Source organism: Shouchella clausii (genome assembly GCF_002250115.1).
In the GTDB taxonomy this organism is placed as follows: domain Bacteria; phylum Bacillota; class Bacilli; order Bacillales; family Bacillaceae_D; genus Shouchella; species Shouchella clausii.
In genome coordinates this window covers 2558469-2579724 of the sequence record NZ_CP019985.1, presented here as the reverse complement: position 1 = coordinate 2579724, position 21256 = coordinate 2558469, and the positions used below count along the sequence as shown (strand labels likewise).

General features: G+C 45.2%; 19 protein-coding genes. 7 read left to right on the top strand and 12 right to left on the bottom strand.

The features are described from left to right. Nucleotides 1–162: 162 nt before the first annotated feature. From nrdI to BC8716_RS12300, 4 genes are all read left to right on the top strand, one after another. Entirely contained in the window at nucleotides 163–549 is a 387-nt protein-coding gene (gene nrdI / locus BC8716_RS12315) for a class Ib ribonucleoside-diphosphate reductase assembly flavoprotein NrdI (RefSeq protein ID WP_169715945.1), read from the top strand. Then, nucleotides 512–2614: a class 1b ribonucleoside-diphosphate reductase subunit alpha gene (nrdE, locus tag BC8716_RS12310; RefSeq protein WP_094426076.1), complete on the top strand. Its 2103-nt coding sequence runs from the start codon at nucleotides 512–514 to the stop codon at nucleotides 2612–2614. Before nrdI ends, nrdE begins: the two co-directional genes overlap by 38 nt. 36 nt (nucleotides 2615–2650) lie before the next feature. After that, entirely contained in the window at nucleotides 2651–3655 is a 1005-nt protein-coding gene (gene nrdF, locus BC8716_RS12305; protein WP_094426074.1) for a class 1b ribonucleoside-diphosphate reductase subunit beta, read from the top strand. Between the two features lie 164 nt (nucleotides 3656–3819). Further along, on the top strand, nucleotides 3820–4446 hold the full coding sequence (locus BC8716_RS12300; protein ID WP_094426072.1) for a hypothetical protein: 627 nt from the start codon (nucleotides 3820–3822) through the stop codon (nucleotides 4444–4446). Between the two features lie 227 nt (nucleotides 4447–4673). Here BC8716_RS12300 and BC8716_RS12295 read toward each other — a convergent pair whose 3' ends face one another. Beyond that, nucleotides 4674–5219, bottom strand: coding sequence for a cysteine hydrolase family protein (locus tag BC8716_RS12295; RefSeq protein WP_257252725.1), 546 nt, complete (start codon nucleotides 5217–5219; stop codon nucleotides 4674–4676). Between the two features lie 120 nt (nucleotides 5220–5339). Between BC8716_RS12295 and BC8716_RS12290 the strand changes: the two genes are divergently transcribed. The 3 genes from BC8716_RS12290 to BC8716_RS12280 all read left to right on the top strand — a co-directional run bounded on the left by BC8716_RS12290 (nucleotide 5340) and on the right by BC8716_RS12280 (nucleotide 7858). Next, the gene (locus BC8716_RS12290) at nucleotides 5340–5537 is read left to right on the top strand and encodes an SE1832 family protein (RefSeq protein WP_094426068.1); all 198 of its coding nucleotides are present in this window, start codon (nucleotides 5340–5342) and stop codon (nucleotides 5535–5537) included. Nucleotides 5538–5682: 145 nt separating this feature from the next. Next, nucleotides 5683–6975, top strand: coding sequence for a glycoside hydrolase family 18 protein (locus tag BC8716_RS12285; RefSeq protein ID WP_094426066.1), 1293 nt, complete (start codon nucleotides 5683–5685; stop codon nucleotides 6973–6975). A gap of 127 nt (nucleotides 6976–7102) precedes the next feature. After that, nucleotides 7103–7858 (top strand): SDR family oxidoreductase, encoded by a 756-nt coding sequence (locus tag BC8716_RS12280; protein ID WP_094426064.1) that lies wholly within the window; start codon nucleotides 7103–7105, stop codon nucleotides 7856–7858. A gap of 123 nt (nucleotides 7859–7981) precedes the next feature. Here the strand turns inward: BC8716_RS12280 and BC8716_RS12275 are convergent, their stop codons facing one another. The 11 genes from BC8716_RS12275 to BC8716_RS12225 form a co-directional block, all read right to left on the bottom strand. Next, entirely contained in the window at nucleotides 7982–9472 is a 1491-nt protein-coding gene (locus BC8716_RS12275) for a glycoside hydrolase family 32 protein (RefSeq protein ID WP_094426062.1), read from the bottom strand. 2 nt (nucleotides 9473–9474) lie between these two features. Continuing rightward, nucleotides 9475–11223: a GH32 C-terminal domain-containing protein gene (locus tag BC8716_RS12270; protein ID WP_094429247.1), complete on the bottom strand. Its 1749-nt coding sequence runs from the start codon at nucleotides 11221–11223 to the stop codon at nucleotides 9475–9477. A gap of 83 nt (nucleotides 11224–11306) precedes the next feature. Next, a complete protein-coding gene (locus tag BC8716_RS12265; protein ID WP_094426060.1) occupies nucleotides 11307–12911 on the bottom strand; it encodes an ABC transporter substrate-binding protein in 1605 nt (534 codons plus the stop codon). A 19-nt stretch (nucleotides 12912–12930) separates the two neighbouring features. Beyond that, complete coding sequence (locus BC8716_RS12260) at nucleotides 12931–13821, bottom strand: carbohydrate ABC transporter permease (protein ID WP_035202798.1); 891 nt, start codon at nucleotides 13819–13821, stop codon at nucleotides 12931–12933. Between the two features lie 13 nt (nucleotides 13822–13834). Next, complete coding sequence (locus BC8716_RS12255; RefSeq protein ID WP_094426058.1) at nucleotides 13835–14806, bottom strand: ABC transporter permease; 972 nt, start codon at nucleotides 14804–14806, stop codon at nucleotides 13835–13837. A 143-nt stretch (nucleotides 14807–14949) separates the two neighbouring features. Continuing rightward, nucleotides 14950–15930 carry a LacI family DNA-binding transcriptional regulator gene (locus tag BC8716_RS12250; RefSeq protein WP_375071280.1) on the bottom strand — a complete coding sequence of 327 codons (981 nt, stop codon included), beginning with the start codon at nucleotides 15928–15930 and terminating at the stop codon, nucleotides 14950–14952. Between the two features lie 305 nt (nucleotides 15931–16235). After that, the gene (locus BC8716_RS12245) at nucleotides 16236–16925 is read right to left on the bottom strand and encodes a hypothetical protein (protein ID WP_094426054.1); all 690 of its coding nucleotides are present in this window, start codon (nucleotides 16923–16925) and stop codon (nucleotides 16236–16238) included. A gap of 4 nt (nucleotides 16926–16929) precedes the next feature. After that, nucleotides 16930–18021 (bottom strand): ABC transporter ATP-binding protein, encoded by a 1092-nt coding sequence (locus BC8716_RS12240; RefSeq protein WP_094426053.1) that lies wholly within the window; start codon nucleotides 18019–18021, stop codon nucleotides 16930–16932. 7 nt (nucleotides 18022–18028) lie between these two features. Continuing rightward, nucleotides 18029–18832 (bottom strand): carbohydrate ABC transporter permease, encoded by an 804-nt coding sequence (locus BC8716_RS12235; protein ID WP_094429246.1) that lies wholly within the window; start codon nucleotides 18830–18832, stop codon nucleotides 18029–18031. A gap of 87 nt (nucleotides 18833–18919) precedes the next feature. Continuing rightward, entirely contained in the window at nucleotides 18920–19825 is a 906-nt protein-coding gene (locus BC8716_RS12230) for a carbohydrate ABC transporter permease (protein ID WP_094426051.1), read from the bottom strand. A 55-nt stretch (nucleotides 19826–19880) separates the two neighbouring features. Then, on the bottom strand, nucleotides 19881–21224 hold the full coding sequence (locus tag BC8716_RS12225) for an ABC transporter substrate-binding protein (RefSeq protein WP_094426049.1): 1344 nt from the start codon (nucleotides 21222–21224) through the stop codon (nucleotides 19881–19883). Nucleotides 21225–21256: the final 32 nt, after the last annotated feature.

Sequence of the window (21256 nt, the reverse complement as noted above, 5' to 3'; positions counted from 1 at the left end):
AAAAGTTATACACAAGCGTTTCCCTTCGTGGACAAGCCTCTGTTCTAATTGTGCACAGGTTGGGGATAAATCAATATATTGATTAATTTCCGTTTATCATCTACCATATGTGGTATACAAAACAATAATCAAACACAAATAGATTCTTTGTACAGGGTTGTGATGAAGGTGAAAATTGTTTTTGATTCAAAAACAGGAAACGTCAAACGATTTGTGGCGAAATTGCCATTTGACGACATTGAACAAATTGACGACACGACCACGGTGGACAAGCCTTTCGTACTAATTACGTATACGACTGGTTTTGGCGAACTCTCGCCTAGGACACGCGTCTTTCTTGAGAAGAACCATGAGCAGCTCCAAGGAGTAGCTGCAAGTGGGAACCGGATTTGGGGAGACCGCTTTGCAAGAAGCGCAGACACCATCGCAAGCATGTACAATGTTCCTGTTCTTCATAAATTCGAGCTAAGCGGAACGTCTAGAGACGTCGATGCTTTTTTACAGGGGGTAAATTCAATTGGCACAAGTTCCAAAGTGGGTTCAGCTTAACAACGAGCTAATGATTACAAAAGACGGCAGCTACCAGTTTGAAAAGGACAAAGAAGCTGTACATAGTTATTTCGTAGACAACATTAACCAAAATACCGTCTTTTTCCATGATCTTGAAGAAAAGATCGACTACTTAATTGAAAATGATTATTACGAAGAAGAGCTTCTGCGCTTGTATACGATCGACGAAATCAAAGCGGTGATGGACATTGCCTATAACAAAAAATTCCGTTTTCCGTCGTTTATGAGCGCTTTTAAATTTTACAATGATTACGCGCTAAAAACGAATGACAAAAGCAAAATTTTAGAGCGGTATGAAGACCGTGTCGCCATTGTTTCCCTTTTCTTCGGAAACGGGGATGTTGAAAAAGCCAAAGCGTTAGTAAAAGCCATGATTTCGCAAGAGTTCCAGCCAGCGACGCCCACGTTCCTCAATGCAGGACGTAAACGCCGCGGCGAACTCGTTTCCTGCTTCTTGCTTGAAATTAACGATTCATTAAATGACATTAGCCGAGCTGTCGACATTTCGATGCAGCTCTCAAAGCTTGGCGGCGGCGTGGCCCTTAACTTATCAAAGTTACGCGCGAAAGGCGAGGCAATCAAAGATGTGGCTAACGCGACAAAAGGCGTTGTCGGCGTTATGAAACTTCTCGACAATGCGTTTCGCTATGCCGACCAAATGGGACAGCGCCAAGGGTCTGGTGCAGCGTACTTAAATATTTTCCACGCTGACATTAACGACTTTCTTGACACGCGGAAAATATCTGCTGATGAAGACGTACGCGTTAAAACATTGTCAATTGGCGTCGTTATCCCAGACAAATTTATTGAGTTGATGCGCGAAGATAAAGATGCATACTTGTTTTATCCACATACCGTTTATAAAGCTTACGGCCAACATTTTGATGAAATGGACATGGAAGAAATGTACGAAACGCTTGTTGACGACCCGCGGGTACGGAAAGAAAAAATCAACCCTCGTCGTCTGTTCCAAAAGCTAGCAATCTTGCGGTCCGAATCTGGCTACCCATACATTATGTTTGCCGACAACGTAAACAAGGCCCATGCAAATGGCCATATTAGTAATGTCAAGTTTTCAAACTTATGTTCAGAAATCTTACAAGCCTCGGAAGTATCGACTTACACCGACTACGGCGAGGAAGATGAGATCGGTCTTGACATTTCCTGCAACCTTGGGTCGATTAACATTATGAACGTGATGGAAAACAAATCGCTTGAAAACACAGTTAGCCTGGCGACAGACGCCTTAACGCGCGTATCAGAGTCAACCAATATTACGAATGCGCCAGCAGTGCGCCGCGGTAACAAACTGATGAAATCAATCGGCCTCGGCGCAATGAATTTGCACGGTTACCTAGCCAAGCAGCATATTGCTTACGAAAGCGAAGAAGCTCGTGATTTTGCCAATACCTTTTTTATGGCGATGAACTATTTCTCAATTAAACGGTCTGCCGAGATTGCCAGGGATCAGGGTGAAACGTATCACGGTTATGAAGGCAGTACGTACGCTGACGGCTCCTACTTTAAAAAGTATATCGAGAATGACTTCACGCCTAAATTTGACAAAGTCAAAGCGCTGTTTGACGGGATGTTTGTGCCAACAAAAGAAGATTGGCAAGCTTTGCAAGCATTTGTAGCAGAACACGGCCTTTACCATAGTTACCGATTAGCGATCGCGCCAACTGGTTCGATTTCTTATGTACAGTCGGCCACAGCAAGCGTCATGCCGATTATGGAACGGATTGAAGAACGGACATACGGCAACTCCAAAACATACTATCCAATGCCTGGGCTAAATGCGAACAACTGGTTCTTCTACAAAGAAGCCTATGACATGGATATGTTTAAAGTCGTTGATATGATTGCAACGATCCAACAACACGTCGATCAAGGGATCAGCTTTACGCTTTTCCTAAAAGATACGATGACGACCCGTGACTTGAACCGAATCGACCTTTATGCGCACCATAAAGGCATCAAAACCCTTTACTACGCGCGCACAAAAGATACAGGGCAAGACAACTGCCTTTCTTGTGTCGTTTAACAAAGTTTAAATGCAACCTAAAAAGGAGAGTGCCTAATGACGCACGTCTACGATGCGGCCAACTGGTCCAAGCATGAAGATGATTTTACGCAAATGTTTTATAACCAAAACGTCAAACAGTTTTGGCTTCCCGAGGAAGTCGCCTTAAATGGCGACCTTCTCACGTGGAAGTATTTGACGCCTGCCGAAAAAGACACGTATATGAAAGTGCTTGCTGGCTTGACATTGCTCGACACCGAACAAGGAAATACCGGCATGCCACTTGTGGCAGAACACGTCCAAGGCCATCAACGCAAAGCGGTTTTAAACTTTATGGCAATGATGGAAAACGCCGTCCATGCCAAGTCTTATTCAAACATTTTCATGACGCTTGCTACGTCAGAAGAAATCAATGATTTGTTTGAATGGGTCAAAGTCAACCCCCGCCTCCAGAAAAAGGCCAATACAATCGTCTCGATTTATAAAGACATTAAACGCGGCGACGACATTTCTCTGTTTAAAGCACTAGTAGCTTCTGTCTACTTAGAAAGCTTTTTGTTCTACAGCGGTTTCTACTACCCGCTTTATTTCTACGGCCAAGGAAAGTTGATGCAAAGCGGCGAAATTATAAACCTCATTCTTCGCGATGAAGCAATCCATGGCGTATATATTGGGCTGTTGGCGCAAGAGATTTACAACAAGCAATCCCCTGATACGCAAAAGGAACTGCACCAATTTGCGATTGAGCTCTTAGATGAACTGTATAAAAATGAGCTCCTCTATACGGAAGATCTGTATGATCAAGTTGGGCTTTCCCACGATGTAAAAAAATTCATTCGCTACAATGCCAATAAAGCGTTAATGAACCTTGGCTTTGATCCTTATTTTGAAGACGAGGAAATCAACCCGATCGTCCTCAACGGACTGAATACAAAAACGAAGTCACATGACTTTTTCTCGATGAAAGGAAACGGCTACAAAAAAGCAACTGTCGAACCCCTTCGTGATGAGGATTTCTTCTTTCCAGAAGCCGAGGAAAAAGCAAAGCAAGAGCAGCGTTAATCGACCTCGCAAGAGCAGGATAAATCGCCTGCTCTTCCTTTTTGCTTTCGCAAAGTTAAAAAAATCCTCTTGCTTTGCTTGCCTAGCTGTACGATAATGTACATGTTCAACGATCAGCAGCGATGCCTTTTCACTTGCTGCTTTTTCGACAGGGGGAAACTACGTTGGGAAAAATGGATGAAATGATTGTTGTCGCACCGCGCAAACACGTTTTCCATAACGAAACGCTTGCTTTTCAAGGCGTTGTTAGCGAACGGGAACAAGTCGCAACGATTATGAACCGCCTTAACCGCCACTTCAGCGAGATGCGCCGTGGCAATGCAGAAGAAGACACCACTTACAAACAGCCAATTCCTTATGTCGTCATTCGTCGTGGGAAAGAGATCTACTCCTACGAACGCCTAAGCGGCGGCGGCGAGGCCCGCTTGCACAATCAACTTTCCATTGGCTTTGGCGGCCATATGAATGCCATTATGTCATCAAGCTTTATTGAAATGCTTGAAGCCAATACACATCGAGAATTACACGAAGAACTTATTTTTGATGCAAGCAAGCAAAAAGAAATGAAGACGATTGGCTTAATTAACGACGATGCCAACGAAGTCGGCCGCGTCCACCTAGGTATTCTCTCCGTCCTTGATCTCGAAGAGGATACAGACGTTGCCATCCGGGAAACGAATCAACTTGCCGGGCGTTGGGTTACCCTTGAAGAGCTAAGCGCTCAGCCGATGTATGACCGGCTAGAAAGCTGGTCCAAATTCGTTGTTGATATTTTAAACCATACTTCTTAATACGTTAAGCCCGCTATATGTAAATAGCGGGCTGAGGTTGTCGACAAAGTCGATAACCGCCCTCAGACTGATAGAAAACGCTTGTCAGACGAGGAGTGCAGGCGAGGGAAGATGCGAATAGAACGGGGGGTTCATGAGCATATGACCGAGACAAACGACGACGTATGCGAGCGTTTGTCTACAGTCTGAGCCCGCTATATGTAAATAGCGGGCTATTATTCGGACTTCTACACGACGGTTGCTCCCAATGCTTGCTGAAAGTGGCGCAATGCCCACTCATGGCCAGATGCATCGAAACTAGCAACGCCGTCTTTATAGATCGTTAATTTGTAGCCGAGGGAATATGCATAAACGGCTGTATGAAGCACGCAAATATCGGTGACGTCGCCAACAAGATGGACATCCGTAATGCCTCGTTCCCGCAATACCAAATCAAGATTGGTTCCGACAAAAGCAGAGTAGCGTGTTTTATCAAGCCATATGACATGGTTCTCTCCCTTTATCCGCTCATATTGAGTGCCGACCTTTCCATACAGTTCGCGCCCTTTCGTGCCACGGATGTTATGGGGCGGAAAAAGCGCTGTTTCCGGGTGGCATTGATCGTTTTGTTCGTGCACATCAACGGCATAGACGACTAAATCACCGGCCCGGTGGAACGCCTCGACTTTGTCTACAATCGCGTCTTCAATTGCTTGCCCTGGCGCCCCTACCGTTAAAGCTCCCTCATCGGCAATAAAATCATACGTATAATCAATAACAAGCAAAGCTTTCAATCGCTTCACCTTCCTCTTTTCTTCTATCATAACGCAAAAAGCGAACCACGCCTATAAAATGTAAATCCATGTACAACACGATGCTTTTTTGATACGTTATCGTTAAAAGGAGGCGTTTATGTGAAAACTGTTGATGAACTTCAAGCCACGCTAGCTGAATTAAAAAGCGATTTTGTCCGCATCCAAGGCGACGTCGAAAAAATTGAGACAACTGGCGGCAATGTCGCACAAGCAGTAAAACAGCTAACTGCTTTAGAAGAGGAAATTGCAAGTGTGAGGAAACAACTTAACGAGGCAATCAAGAACGAGGGTTCATAAGCATTTAAGCGGAAAACGACACGTATGCGAGCGTTTGGCTACAGTCTGTGCAAAGAGGACATTTAGCGCCTCTTTGCTTTTTTCATGTCCGCCCTTCTTTCCACATAGGTATAGAGTATTAACAAGAGGAAAGAGGGTTTTTTTCATGCAATTGCACGTCGTTCAGACAGGGGAATCGCTCTATGGCATTGCCCAAGCTTATAATACGTCGCCCCAGTCGATTGCCACCGCCAACCAACTGGATGCCCCTAATGAACTTGTTGTTGGCCAGACGCTTGTCATTCCGATCTACGGAAGGTACTATTTTGTCCAGCCTGGTGATACATTAAGCGCCATTGCTGCGCGCTATGGTTTTTCTGTCCAACAGTTGGCCGAAATAAACAACCTTATGCCAAATCAAGTTCTCCCTGTCGGTTTTCGTCTTTACTTGCCTCCTGCCGCAAAGCAGGAAATTGAAACGAATGCCTATATTGAACCAACACAGGATACGATTAGCGAGGCGTTGCTCGCTTCTGCCCGTGAAACAGCTCCGTACTTGACGTACTTAGCGCCGTTCAGTTACCGCATCACTGCTGAAGGCGCACTGTTGCCTGTTCCCCTAGGCAGTCTTCCTGATATAGCCGATGAAAACAACACCGCTTTAATGATGGTGATTACAAACTTGCAGGAAGGGGCATTTAGTGGCGAACTTGGCCAGACTGTATTAGAATCACCTGACATCCAAAACGCGCTCCTTGAGGCGATTGTTACAGAAGCCAATCGTGTTGGCCGCTTTTCTGATGTCCACTTCGATTTTGAATTTTTACCTCCAGCCATGAGGGAACCTTATAATGCCTTTCTAAGAAAGGCAGTCGACAGGCTCCATCAAGAAGGGCTGCTAGTTTCCACTGCTCTTGCCCCAAAAACAAGCGCCGCCCAAACAGGGCAATGGTATGAAGCCCATGATTATCGGGCCCATGGTGAGATTGTCGATTTTGTTGTGCTCATGACCTATGAGTGGGGCTACTCAGGCGGACCACCTCAAGCCGTTTCGCCAATAGGGCCTGTTACCGATGTAGTCGAATACGCTTTAACTGAAATGGCGCCAGATAAAATCATGCTTGGTCAAAATTTATATGGTTACGATTGGACATTGCCGTTCGAACCTGGCGGAGAATACGCCCGGGCAATAAGCCCCCAGCAAGCCATTGCATTAGCGCGTGAACACAATGTTGCGATCGAGTTTGACACAGACGCACAGGCCCCTTTCTTCCACTATATTGACGTGAACGGTAGGGAACACGAAGTGTGGTTTGAAGATGGCCGTTCCATCCAAGCGAAGTTCAACCTAATTAAACAACACCAACTTCGTGGCATTAGCTACTGGAAGCTCGGCTTGTCATTCCCGCAAAACTGGCTGTTGCTCAATGACCAATTTACGATCCGCAAACGCCGTTAATATACGTTTAGGCAGATGCAAAAACGGCAATTCTATAAGTGCCTGTCCAAGGCAAAACAAGGCAGAAGGAATCGATGTAGCCTCATCGTCCTAAAGCCTTAAAAGCTGGAGTAAAGAAGGTGCAGGGATGTCCCAAAAAACAGCGGTCATAACTGGAGCAGCATCAGGAATCGGAAGAGCAACCGCAATGGCGTTTGCCAAAAAAGGAACCACGCTTGCTTTAATCGATCAAGACGAACAAAGGTTAAAAACGTTGAAAGCGGAGCTTGATAAAGAGCACGTTTATTGTTTTCAGGCTGACATTTCAGACGCCAAACGGATGGAGACTGTATTTAATGAAATCGGCGAAACGGTGAAAGCCATTGATATTGTCTTTGCCAATGCTGGCATAAACGGTACCGTCACATCAATCGAAGCGTTTGAGCCGGAAGAATGGGAACAAACGTTGCGAGTCAATTTAACAGGCACTTTTTTAAGCGTCAAATACGCCATTCCACTTATGAAAAAACATGGCGGAAGCATCATTATGACCAGTTCGGTTAACGGCACTCGTGTCTTTTCCAACTTCGGTATGTCTGCTTACAGCGCCTCAAAAGCAGGAATCGCCGCTTTTGCCAAGATGGCCGCGCTAGAACTTGCCAACTATGGCATACGCGTCAATGTCATTTGTCCAGGCGCGATTCGCACACATATCGATGAACGGACATACCGCCATGAGGAAGCGCTCACACCGATTACAATTCATAAAAAAAGCGAGCCATTTCCGACACCTCCTGGCACGCCCGAGCAAGTCGCTGACACCGTCCTTTATTTAGCATCAGACGGCGCTAAACATGTGAGCGGCGCAGAAATCGTGATTGACGGGGCGCAGACATTGCTTTAAACAGCAATCGGGCTGATAGAAAACACTTGCCATCGAGACGTGTAGGCGAGGAAAAAGACGAATAATGAATGATGCGAGGTAACAACAACCGGAGCAGCCATCCTACTGGAGGCTGCTCCGGTTTTATTCATTCCAAATAGATTTAAGTTTGTGAACGGTGCATGTTGGCATAACGACGCTCCCTCCTTCTGCAAATACGGTCATGCCAGTGCTTGTTTCTTGCGGGTAAATTCGGCTCGTCATTACCGTTTCCCCATCATTAATGAACACTTCAACCGAAGATCGATCGATAAACAAGCGAACGTCGATTGTTGGCGCAGACTTGATTGAAACCGTCCGTGTTCCGCCTGGCCCTTCCCCTGAGCGAGAGCGATCCAACGTAACCGTGTGCTTCATCAAGTCAAACCGGAGCACCGTTTCCTCGCTCCCATCTGTCGCACAGCAAAATTTGATGCCAAAAGCAGAAGCATCCGAATCAACAAGAGCGAACTGGGCTTCAAGTTCTACTAGGTTGCCTGATGAGATGATGGGGTGTACGCGCTTGACGTGAAGCGGGCCAATAGGGGTCGATTGTTGGCGCAACAACGTCAACTCTTCAATTGGTTTCATTGTTATTTTTCCTTCATCGGTAAGCACCAACTCCCTTGGCAAAGTCATCGCCCCTGCCCAACCATGCTTTTGGCTTGGTTTTGGCGATTCCCACATATCCATCCAACCGATGGCAATCCGCCTGCCTTTGCCGTCCAACAACGTTTGCACCGCATAAAAATCATGCCCGTAATCAAGCTCCGTAAAGCTGCTTCGTATAAATTGGCCATTCACATAATCACCAACCATATAAACCGTTTGATGATGATTTAAATACCGGTCTCCTTCAGGCTCAACGCCTTGTGGGGAAGCAAGCAGCACATATTTATCGCCGAGCTTGAAAAAGTCTGGGCATTCCCACATATAGCCTTCGTTGCCACCGTCATTTTGGGCAAGCACACCTCGGTAGGTCCATTCTTCAAGGTTAGCCGACTCGTATAGCAACACTTGCCCCTGGCCATGTTTAGTCGCCCCAACAACCATGAACCATACACCGTTTTCACGCCACACTTTTGGATCGCGGAAATCCTGCCCCATCCCTGCTGGTTGTTGTTGAATCACCGGATTGGCGTTTGCTTTATAAAAGTGAATGCCGTCACGGCTACGTGCAATGTTTTGGTTTTGCACAACGACATCTTTTTGAGGATCAATGACATTGTGGCCTGTATATATGAGTGTTAGCGTGCCTTGGTCGTCTACCGCACTTCCTGAAAAACAGCCATCGCGGTCATATGCCTCACCAGGTGCTAAAGCAACGGGCAAATGGCGCCAATGAATGAGATCATCGCTTATTCCATGGCCCCAATGCATCGGGCCCCACGTTTCCCCATATGGGTAATGTTGGTAAAAGGCATGGTATTGGCCGTTGAAATAAATGAGCCCATTTGGATCATTCATCCACCCCGAAGGCGCCATTAAATGATAGCCAAGCCGGTAGGCAGCACGTTCATTTTGGTTTGCTTGAACGGTTTTTGTTGCTTGTGTCACTCGTTCTCTGTGGCTATTATTTCCGTGTACTTGATTCATCCCTATTGCTCTCCTTCTCCTGTTGAATAAACCCGTATTCTTTTCTCGAGGCGGTTTTTTGGCTCTCTGGCAACCACTTCGGCACTCCCTTGGCCAACTGCTTCGATCATCACTCCTCGTTCTGTTTCATCGATAACGGTGACGATGTCCTCATCACTGCTTCCCCACTCGATCATTTCTTCGCCCACGTTGTAATCTGGTTTCAAATCGGCAATAAGCTCTTTTGTTTCCCCAATCTCCAACCGAACTGTTTCTTCATTGGTCACAATCCGCTCCAGCTGCCCCCCGGGCACACGGGCACGCCACACATTATGCAAGTGGATTGCTTGTGCATGCTGGACATGGATGGAGCCGCCGTCAGCATACCATTCAATCCCTGCATTCGTTGGATCCGTATAAATAAGGGATGTAAACGTAAGCTCACCATCATTGATAAACCATTCGATCGATGATTCATCGACAAGTACATCCAGCTTCATGAAACCCTGTTTTGCATCATAATCTGCCTCATAGCGCTGTCCGAACGGAAATGGTTGGCCATTGCGATCGATTATCGTTTCCAGCCCTGCATTGGTACGATCTAAAAACACTTTCTGATATTCTCCATCAAAGCCAAGAAGTGACTCGACACCATCACCATGCCTGAGCCGCAAGCCAAATTCTCGCAAATCTTCCCACGAAACTTCGGCCGTAAAACGGTAAGTCGTCCCTTTAAAATCGAGGGGAGTTGCCTCGTTGGCAACGTCAAAAGGAGCAAAATCCTGTTGTTTGGCATAAATCGTGTCAAGTTCGGATATCGGCTTTTGCCGTAGTCGCACTTGCCCGTTGGAATTTGTATACAACCCTAACTCTCTTGGAATCGACATCGCTCCCATCCATGGATCGGTTGGCGATTGGTACGGATACCGCCAGTTCGCCATCCAGCCGAGCCAGACCGTGCGGCCATCCAAATTCGCGAATGTTTGCGCTGCATAAAAGTCCTGGCCTATATCAGTAATCAGCACTTCAGCGGCATCATTGTCGTTTGTAAAGGCAGTCCCATCAAATTCACCGACAAAATATTGCGCAGTAGAGCCATTGGTTTCATCATTATCGCCTACACTTACGTGGAGAACCCACTTTTGATTGTCCTCATCGCCGTCAACTGGAAGGCGGAACAAATCAGGACATTCCCACACTGCAGCATGCAATCCTTCCTCGTCACCAAACTGACTCGCAAATGCCCAATCAATCAAGTTGTCAGAATGGTAAAAGCTGACGGTCTGATTCGTTGAGACTACCATGACCCACTTTGCCGTTTCCTCATGCCAAAACACTTTCGGGTCGCGGAAATCTTTCATGCCAGTGTTCGGAATAACAGGGTTGCCAACATACCGTTCCCACGTCCGTCCATCGTCTATGCTGTAAGCAATCGATTGGGCTTCGCCCCCCTCTGTGTTTGTATAAATAGCAACCAACCCTGGCTTCCCGCCAAACAAACCGCTTGTGTCCTTCTCATCAACAACTACACTACCGGATAACGCTTGACCTAAATGATCATGTTCTAACGCAATCGGCAAGTGCTCCCAATGAAGCAAATCCTTGCTAACAGCATGGGCCCACGTTCCATTTTTTTGATGGAATAAATGGTATTCCCCTTTATAAAATACGAGCCCATTTGGATCAGCTAAGTTGCCCACGGGGGTAGAGAAGTGGTACTGTGGCCTATACCGTTCTGTGTAATAAGAAGCGTCCTCTCTTAATGAAGCCATTCTTTCCCCTCCTGTTTCAAGCATCGTGCAACTTGTGCCTATCATCAGAAACGCCAGCAAAAAAAGCGTTTTTGTAAACAATCTTATTGGCTCTCCATTTGTTCATAGTAGCGGTCATACGCATCTTGGCGGATTTGCAGCCATTCTTCTAAGCCCATTTCATACAGCTGGTTTACATAGGTTTCCCATTCCTCTTCGACGCCGCCTTCCATAAGCCAACGGGCATAATTTCGCTCAACGACATCCATTAAATCCGCTTCTAGGAAATGCAACCGGTCTAGCTCTTCTTCGTTCATAAAGACATTTGGGTAACTCTCTTCCCAAATAAAATCGGCGTAATACGTTTCAATATCTTGAAGTCGCTGTTTGGCCCGCGGCTCCATATCTACTACAGTGCCAAAATGTTCTTCTAATACAACAGATGGGCCCATCGGCGCCACTTTTTCACGAAATTCGCCCATGGTGATCCCTTCTGGCAGCTCTTTATTCACAAGCATGCCATTTTCGTCTTCCTCATAAATTTCACCAATCGGTCCCCAGTTAATCTGGGCCGACAAGTGTGGGTCATATAGTTGGTCGACCCATCTCATTGTCAATTCTGGATTTTCATTCGCCGATGTAATGACAAAGGCACCGCGATGATGTTCATGATGGTTGGAACGCCCATACATCCGCTCGCCATTCGGCCCCTCAAGGGGACCAAGCAAGACATAATCCTCAGCTCGCTCTAAGCCGACAACAGACTCAATCTCCCAAAAAATAAAGGCGCCTAAAGGGTTAGGATCTTGTTTGCCTTTAGCCAAAAACTGTCCTGTGTCATGGGTAAACACTTCTTGGTCGATCAGCCCTTCTGCAAACCATTCATGGAAATACGCGATCGCTTCTTTATACTCATTTTGAACGGCTGTAAAAATGACTTCCCCGTCCTTTACAACTATTTTGTTCGGGTTATCAGGCAGGCCAAAGGCCGCAAAAAAGTCGCCTAAATAGCCTTGAAATCCGTCATTTGGCGTAAAGCTCAATCCTTCATCGGCTTTGCCGCTTCCATTCACATCATGCTCGCGGAAAGCCCTTAATGCCTCACGAAGTTCATCCAACGTTTCTGGTTTTTCAAGCCCCACTTCATCAAGCCAAGCTTGGTTAATCGCTGTAAAATTGGCATAGGGAACAAGCCCCATTTCTTCTACTCGTGGCAATGAATAAATATGTCCATCTGGAGCTGTTAAAACAGCCAACAGCTCAGGGCGTTCATCTAAAATCTTTTGTAAGTTCGGCGCATATTCTTCAATTAAGCCTTCAAGAGGGATAATGGCGCCATCACGGCCATAGCGGACAAGGTCATAATCACTAAAACCAGCATTGTAAAAAGCATCAGGCAAATCATTGCTGGCGAGCATTAAATTTTTCCTCTCAGCATAGCCATCCCCAGGAATGTTGTTCCAGTTAATGTGAACATTGGTCATCTTTTCGAGTTCTTGAAAGATCGTCATTTCACCAAAATTTGGCGCCAAGGCAGACTTTGGCGATACAAACTGTAAAGACACATCAACTCCTTCGTCGACGAGCGGCAGCCCCGTTTCGTTAAAGTCTACTTTCTCGGCATTGTTATTTTCCTTGTTGCTTGATTCGTTATTGCAGGCAGACAAAGCAATGACCGAAACAAGCAAGCATGTGGCCCATTTTTTCATACGCGTTTTCCCCCTTTTGTTAGCCTTTAATCGACCCAATCATCACGCCTTTTACAAAATATTTTTGCAAAAATGGGTATAAAACAAGCAATGGTAAAGACGAAACGATAATGACTCCGTATTTAATTTGTTCTGCTACAGCAAGCTGCACTTGGTTCGATTCAATGTCGCCAATCATTTGCGTCGATGCTTCACTTTGGATGAGCAAATTTCGTAAAATTAATTGCAACGGATAAAGCGAATCATTATTTAAGTAAATCAACGCATCAAAAAAAGAGTTCCAATGAGTAACGACGTGAAAAAGCACCATAACGGCAATAATAGGCTTTGACAACGGTAGAACAATTTTTGCAAAGAAACGAAAATCATTGCAGCCATCAATTTGTGCTGCCTCTAGCATGTCTTTCGGAATCGATGTCTGAAAAAAAGTACGGCAAATAATGACATTCCATAACCCAACTGCATTCGGAATCACCATTGCCCAAATTGTATTCACCATGCCTAAATCGCGAACGACAAGATACGTTGGAATCATTCCTCCATGGAAAAACAACGTAACTACCAAAAACATCATAATGATATGGCGTCCCGGCAAATCTTTACGGGAAAGGGCGTATCCAGAGGTAACCGTCAACGACACGCTTATCGCAGTACCAAGTGTTGCGTATAGAAGTGTATTTTTAAAACCATTGACAATATTGTCATCTTGAAAAATACGTTTAAAACCATCAAACGTAATATCCTTTGGCAAAAGGAGTACATCCCCGGCAAAGACACGGTTTGGATCGCTTATTGAGGCAATCACAATAAAGTAAAGTGGATATAACACAAGCAGGCAGCCAATTGTCAGCAACGTGACATTGACTATATCAAACGCCTTATCGCCTCTTGTCCGTTTCCATTTGTCCATTCGATCTTCCCCCCTACCACAAACTACTGTCGGACATTTTTCGCGCGATTTGGTTGACTGTGACAAGCAAAATCAAGTTAATGATGGCATTAAATAACCCGACTGCTGTGCCAAAACTATATTGCGCTTGCTGGATGCCGACCTCGTACACATACGTTGCAATAATGTTAGATGATTCTTTATTTAGCGGTGTTTGCATCAATAGCGCCTTTTCAAATCCGATGTTCATCAAGTTTCCTAGCGCTAAAATTAACATGATAACGGAAATCGGCATAATCGCTGGTATATCAATATGCAGCATTCGTTTAAACTTACTGGCGCCGTCCATCACCGCCGCTTCATGCAAAGATGGATCGACCCCGCTCAATGCAGCCAAATAAATAATTGCTGCAAAGCCCGTTCCTTGCCAAACGCCGGAGAACACATATAACGTTTTGAACCATTCTGGACTCGCCATAAAATTGATTGGTTCGCCGCCAAACAGTCCAATCAAATGGTTGATTAACCCACTTGATGGCGATAAAAAAACAAATAAGATTCCCACTAATACAACGACAGAGATGAAATGAGGTGCATACACGACTGTCTGGAGAAATCGTTTATATTTGTGGCTAATAAGCATGTTTAGCATTAATGCCAATAAGATTGGCAGCGGAAACCCGACAGCAAGTTCATAAATGCTTAAAACAAGGGTGTTTTCCAAAATAGTCCAAAATTGATAAGACTGAAAGAAGCGCAGAAAGTGGTCAAACCCCACCCATTCACTGCCCCATACTCCTAAGCTTGGCAAGTAATTTTTAAACGCAATTTGCAACCCATACATGGGGTAATACTTAAATATAAGAAAGTAAATAATCGTTGGCGCCAACAACACATATAATTGCCAACTGCGAAGCACACGGACGAACTTCTTCTGTTTTTGTGGTTGAATGTGCCCTAATTTGGCACGATTGCCCTTAATGCGTGATGGCTGTACGACAGACATCTGTTTCCCCACCTCCTTTATTATGAAAAGCGCTTACAAGACGATTTTATGTCAACCGGTTTCATATGTCAACCGGTTGACATAAAAGTGGGCAAAAAACATCTCCGAACGTTCGGCAATGATGTTTTTCGCCTATGCTTTGTTCATACACTATTTCCTCTTACTAATTCAATGTTATGCACATATTCTTTTTCAAGCGCCTTATCAGGTTGTTCTATTTGCTGAATGAGAATTTGCACTGCAGTCTCTGCCATCGTGATCATCGGCTGCTTGATTGTTGTTAGTTCTGGCACATGCTGACGAACAAACTCCGTGCCATCATATCCGATCACTTTCACGTCTTCAGGAACACGCTTGTTACGGCGCCGCGCTTCTTGGATAACCTTTAGAGCGATGCTATCGTCACTTGCAAAGACACCATCCATCTGTGGTTGCTGATCAAACAAAGTACAAATCGCTGCTTCCGCTTCTGCTTGCGACAAAACGCTGCGAATTTCATAGGTCATAGCGGGCAAACCGTATCGTTGCATCACTGCTTCATAACCGCTACGCCGAAGATTGGCAGGTGTCTCTAGTTCAGCTGGCCCATTAATATGGACAATGCTTTTACAACCGGCTTCGATAAGCGTGGCGGCTGCGAGTTCTCCCCCTGCATAATTATCGGAACTAATGACTGGGATCCCACTTGATAAATAGTGGTCAAATGCAACTGTAGGCATTTGCTCGGACACGTCGATTAATCCACGGTTGTATGTACAGACGATCACGCCATCCACTTGATTGCGCCGCAGCATTTCCCAGTAATGTGCTTCTTTTTCTGCGTTGTGTAAACTATTGCAAAGAAGCACTTTTAATCCAGCTAGCGCGCAAAAATGTTCAATCCGCGCTGTTAGTTCCCCGTAAAACGGGTTAGCGGTTGTTGGAACAATCAAGCCGATTAAATTGGAGCGTTTATTGTAAAGCGAGCGTGCTAAATCATTCGGAATATAGTTTAACTTTTTCATTGCGTCATAAACTTTTTGGCGTGTTTCTTCACTTATGTAGCCACGTTTGTTCATTACTCGTGAAACAGTGGTTGGCGAAACACCTGCCGCTTTGGCCACATCGCTAATTTTCGGCTTTATTTTAAACACCCCCTATTCTTCTGCCTTCTATATTAATGAAGCCAGCGCTTTCACACAATAAAAAAGCCTAAAGCCATACGGCAATAGGCAAGCTAGAAAAAAAGCAAGTAACCAATAAATAAGAGAATAATCCAAATCGGCAAACTAATCAACGTGCCCCACATAAGCCCTAAAACAAACCGTCCGTCTTGCATATGGCGATACTTCATTTGCAAGCACCCCTTTTTAGCATTTTAAACAAAAAAGGGCTGGTTTATACCATTTTTTAAAGCGTTTTCTTACTGATGTTTCAAACAACCAACACATCAGTGTGAATTAGATTGCTGCTGAACAAAAACCCCATTGTCTCCTAACTCAGATCGACTAATCGCACCGCTCGTCATTCTGCTTACAAACACTGCCGCCACACCGGGAAGTAAGAGCGCACTGCCAACAATGGTCATAGACAACAGCGCAGCAAACAAAACGAGCTGAAGAAAAGCACCAATCGTATAAAGAGGGTTCGCTAACAACACTTTGATGCTTACAAACATCGCTTTTGGCAACTTTAGTCCGTATTTTATGACGAGCGGCACCGTATAAAGCTGGCTTAAAGCAACCATGCCAGCAAAATAAGTTTGGAAACAGGCAATCGCAAAGGCAAACCATGTGCCTTCAACGGCCCACAACCACCAAGAAGAAACAACAATTAACACGAATCCACCTAAAAAGCTAGCAAAGGCGATTCCTTGGAAGCAATGGGTTTTCGTAGCTTTTAAAAACGTTAAAATGTTTGTTCCTTTTTTCTCCTGTAGCATGGCCTCAACTGCTTTGCTCGCGCCAAACCATACTGGCCCGCCAACAAGCAAGGCAAAAGCAATCGCCAACTGCCAGGGCAAAAACAAGATGCCTGGCAACATGATCATCGAAACGAACAAGCTAATAGCAACGACTGAAACAATGGATTGGTACAAATCCTTGGCCGTTATCCGTAAAAGCGCTGTCACTGAAAACATAGACTCACCCTATTCGTAGTTGGCTTGTTTTGTCGAACAAATGGATTTTATCGATTTGCAAAGAAACCGTCACTTCTTCCCCAGCCTGGACAAATGATTCCCCAGATACTTTCGCAATCGTATTTGTGCCATTTAAAGAAAAATAGATCAAGTTTTCCGAACCCAGATGCTCACATACGCGCACTGTTACAGTGGCATGGCCATCACCTTTAGTAAGGCGGATATGTTCTGGACGAATGCCGCAGATGACTTCTTTGCCGATATAGCTAGCAATCTTTTGTTTCAATGCTGGAGCCAAAGGCCATTTGCTGTTTCCCACTTGAAGATACTGACCGGAAACGATTTTTCCATCCAAAAAATTCATCGCCGGCGAACCAATAAAGCCGCCAACAAACATATTCGCTGGTTTGGCATACAATTCTTGTGGCGACGCAATTTGTTGGATTTCCCCTTTATTCATAACGACAATCCGTTCACCTAATGTCATCGCCTCTACTTGGTCATGGGTGACATAGACAATTGTCGCTCCAAGGCGTTGATGAAGCTCTGCTAATTCAATCCGCATTTGCACACGCAGTTTCGCGTCAAGGTTGGAAAGAGGCTCATCAAATAAAAACACTTTTGGATCACGGACAATCGCACGGCCAAGGGCGACACGTTGCCGCTGCCCTCCAGACAACTCCTTTGGCTTCCGTTCAAGCAGTTCATCCAGCCCTAAAATATTTGATGCATAACGGACTTTTTCGTCAATGATGCTTTTGTCGATTTTCATATTCTTCAAGCCGAAACTTAAGTTTTCTTTGATCGTCATGTGTGGATAAAGCGCATAATCTTGGAACACCATCGCAATGTCGCGGTCTTTCGGATGGACGTGGTTAACAAGTTGGCCGTCTATATAGATGTTGCCCTCTGTCTGCTTTTCAAGACCAGCAATCATTCGCAGCGATGTCGTCTTGCCACAACCAGAGGGGCCGACAAAAACGAGGAACTCTTTATCGTTGATCGTAAACGTAGCGTCTTTCACGGCTGTAAAGGTGCCGCCGCGCTTTTCGTCCACAAATGTTTTGGTAATGCGGTCAAACACAATCGTCGCCATTTTTCACCTATCCTTTCACGGCACCAATGGTAATGCCTTGCAAAAAATACTTTTGCAGCGAGAAAAACAACAGAAACATCGGCAGCGCTGCGACTACAGAACCGGCCATCATTGCCCCGAAATCAGTAGCATCGGCAAATTTAAAACTAGCCAAGCCAATTTGAATCGTCCGCATCGAACTTGTTTGTGTAACTAGAAATGGCCAAAAAAATTCATTCCATGTCGCCACGAACGTAAAAATAGCCAACACGGCTAAGCCTGGTTTTGAAATCGGCAAAATGATTTTGTAAAAAATACGCCACTCGCTGCAACCATCAATCCGCGCCGCTTGAATGAGCGATGACGGCAAAGTCGACATGTATTGCTTCATCAAAAAGATGTTCCCAACTGTAGCAAACATCGGCAGCATGATCGCGGTATATGTATTGCCTAGCTGCAACGTGTTGACAACAATAATATAAACAGGGATCAATGTTACTTGTGCCGGGATCATCATCGTTCCGAGTAGCAGCCAAAAGATCGTGTTCCGCCCTGGAAACCGCAACTTCGCAAACGCATAGCCTGCCAACGAGCAAAACAGCACATTGGTTACTGTTAACACAGATGAGACAAACAAGCTATTCAAAAGCCAACGGACGGCATCGGTTTCTGTCAAAAAACGCACGTATGTGGCAATCGATGGATTCTTCGGGAACCACTCAGGAGTAAAGGAAGACGCCACAGCCGTATCCTTAAACGACATGACCAGCATCCAATAAAGGGGAATCAGTGTAATGACAATCCAACACAACAAAAGTGCGTAACTAACCATTTTTGCGGCGATTGCCTTTCGTTCAGGCGGATGGTTAAGAGGCGCCTTTCTGTTTGCCGCTTGTTGGTTCATGGCAACCACCTCCAGTTAAAATTCTACGTCGCTTGCCATTAACTTGAATTGAAAAATAGAGGCAACAATAATGACGATGCCTAATGCGAACGATTCCGCAGCTGCAAGGCCAAATTGGTAATATTCAAATGCATGTACATAAATTAAATAGGCAATTGTCGTCGTCGCAAAGTTCGGACCGCCTTGTGTCATTAAATATATGCTCATGAACACTTGGAACGAGGTGATGATGCCCATTACGAGCAAATAAAGCGTTGTCGGCTTAAGCAATGGCAATGTAATGTTGAAAAATTGCGATAAAGGACTAGCGTGGTCGATGTCAGCCGCCTCATACAGCGATTTAGGAATACCTCCGAGGGCAGCCAAATATAAAATGACACCGGCCCCATGCCCAGTCAGCCAGCTCATTAAAATGAGGGAAAATAAAGCAGTGTTTGAACTGCCAAGCCACATCTGCGGATCAATCCCAAAGAGGCCGAGTATCATATTCACGAGTCCCATATTCGTCGGGTCATAAATCCAAAACCATACGAGCGCCATCGTCACGCCTGAAGCGACTGTTGGCAAGTAAAGAGACGCTTTAAAAAAAGTTTGCATTTTTTTGCCACGTGGGAAAATCAAAACAGCTAGCACTAATGTGATCGCGACACTGACAGGCACAGTCGCAACTGTAAAAATAAATGTATTGCGCATTGACTTCCAAAATACGTCATCATTGATCATCGTTTTATAATTGTCCAAGCCGATAAAGGTAGAACCCATTACATGGTATTGTTGAAAGCTCATAATAAATGCGTAAATGACGGGAATGAGCGTAAACAGCAAAAATACGAGAATCGGCACAGTAATAAACAAATAGCACCAGCCGTAATCACGAAAAAACAAACGCCATTTCGAAGGCGACTGAATCGTCGTAGCCATGGATTTTTCTCCTTTCCTTAAAAGAGGGGGAGTCCCCCTCTTTCAGCCTGATGCTTTAAGGTTTGAATTGGGCTGATTCGGCCTCTGTTTTAAATTTTTCCAGCGCTTGTTCAGGCGTTGTTTCACCATTCATTAACGCCTGGAATGTCGGTACAACGACTTGCGTATTAAACATATCATCTTTGGCCGCTAGCTCGCTGTTGATGTTGTTAGGCGGCAAGACTTTGCCTGCTAAACGTTGGGCAGCCCGTTCATTCAGTTCAGAAAGAGGCAAATCGTAATCAGCGGCTGCTTGTTTATGAACGATCGGCAAAGCGAGCGCAGAAGACGCTTGCCCGATCGCATCAGCTCCAGCTAAATGTTCCAGCACTTTGACACTGTTTCCAATATGCTCTTCCGTTGCGCCTTTTTGCGTAAACAGCAAATAGCCTTCTGCCCCGCCTCGGGCAACTTCTTCCTGTCCTTCATTATGGGGTGTAGGCAATAAGACAAATTCTATTTCCTCGCCGTCAATGTCGCCGTTTCGGATATCTTCGTTGCGCTTCTCTGCACTTGGTTCAGAATAAGGGATAGCCCTGCCATAAATGAGCGCTTGGTGATTATAAAACATTTCATTCCGTTTCGCCGCGTCAATTGCTGCCGTTTCATTTGGCATGATGCCTTCTTCACGAAGCTTGATAATAAACTCCATCGCTTCTAAAATCCGCTCATCTGTCCAAGCGATTCCGTCCTCCGTCATCCGGTAAGGAAGGCCATTGTTGCGGGCAAGATGGTCAAGAAGTTCCTCATCAACGCCTTGGAATACAAATCCATATTGGCGGTCGCCATTGTCGTTCGTTTGCTCGCCGATGTTAGCAAGCTCATAAAATTCATCCCATGTCCATCCTTCATTCTGAATCTTCTCATAATCAATTCCGTATTCCTCTAACAGCGCTTTATTCCCTCCCCATACATGAAGATACTGATAGAGAGGAAGGCCGTACAAAGAACCTTCAATCCGCATATGGTCGAGTGCAACATCATCATAGTCAGCTAAATCAATATTTAGTTTATCGTCCAGCTCCACTAAGAGCTGTGTTTCTTTGTATTTTCCGAGCGCTTTGCCGAAATACAAGTCAGGCGGGCTCCCCGTATTTAAAGCAATATCAAACTTTTGCTCTCCTTCTGCCCAGGAAAGGATTTCATACTCAATTTTTATATCAGGATTGGCATCTTCAAACTCGGCTATTGACTCTTTCAATTCGCTTTCATACTCTTCATGTACTGGGTATGTCCAGACTGTGACTGTGTCGGTTGAATTGCCTCCGTTCCCGTCATTTCCTGTTTCTGCGCTGTTGCAAGCGGCTAGCGGAACAAGTAAAACACTTGCTGCCGCCGTGTAGAGCAGCGATTTTTTCATATGTTTTCCCCCTTAAAACCGAAATTAGACTT

Excerpts from the sequence above, each read along its gene's own strand:
- BC8716_RS12285 (WP_094426066.1), top strand. The coding sequence starts at position 5,683 with ATGCAATTGCACGTCGTTCAGACAGGGGAATCGCTCTATGGCATTGCC.
- BC8716_RS12270 (WP_094429247.1), bottom strand. The coding sequence starts at position 11,223 with ATGGCTTCATTAAGAGAGGACGCTTCTTATTACACAGAACGGTATAGG.
- BC8716_RS12240 (WP_094426053.1), bottom strand. The coding sequence starts at position 18,021 with ATGGCGACGATTGTGTTTGACCGCATTACCAAAACATTTGTGGACGAA.
- nrdF (WP_094426074.1), top strand. The coding sequence starts at position 2,651 with ATGACGCACGTCTACGATGCGGCCAACTGGTCCAAGCATGAAGATGAT.
- BC8716_RS12255 (WP_094426058.1), bottom strand. The coding sequence starts at position 14,806 with ATGTCTGTCGTACAGCCATCACGCATTAAGGGCAATCGTGCCAAATTA.
- BC8716_RS12245 (WP_094426054.1), bottom strand. The coding sequence starts at position 16,925 with ATGTTTTCAGTGACAGCGCTTTTACGGATAACGGCCAAGGATTTGTAC.
- BC8716_RS12230 (WP_094426051.1), bottom strand. The coding sequence starts at position 19,825 with ATGGCTACGACGATTCAGTCGCCTTCGAAATGGCGTTTGTTTTTTCGT.
- BC8716_RS12260 (WP_035202798.1), bottom strand. The coding sequence starts at position 13,821 with ATGGACAAATGGAAACGGACAAGAGGCGATAAGGCGTTTGATATAGTC.
- BC8716_RS12275 (WP_094426062.1), bottom strand. The coding sequence starts at position 9,472 with ATGAATCAAGTACACGGAAATAATAGCCACAGAGAACGAGTGACACAA.
- BC8716_RS12235 (WP_094429246.1), bottom strand. The coding sequence starts at position 18,832 with ATGGTTAGTTACGCACTTTTGTTGTGTTGGATTGTCATTACACTGATT.
- nrdI (WP_169715945.1), top strand. The coding sequence starts at position 163 with ATGAAGGTGAAAATTGTTTTTGATTCAAAAACAGGAAACGTCAAACGA.
- BC8716_RS12225 (WP_094426049.1), bottom strand. The coding sequence starts at position 21,224 with ATGAAAAAATCGCTGCTCTACACGGCGGCAGCAAGTGTTTTACTTGTT.
- BC8716_RS12265 (WP_094426060.1), bottom strand. The coding sequence starts at position 12,911 with ATGAAAAAATGGGCCACATGCTTGCTTGTTTCGGTCATTGCTTTGTCT.
- BC8716_RS12280 (WP_094426064.1), top strand. The coding sequence starts at position 7,103 with ATGTCCCAAAAAACAGCGGTCATAACTGGAGCAGCATCAGGAATCGGA.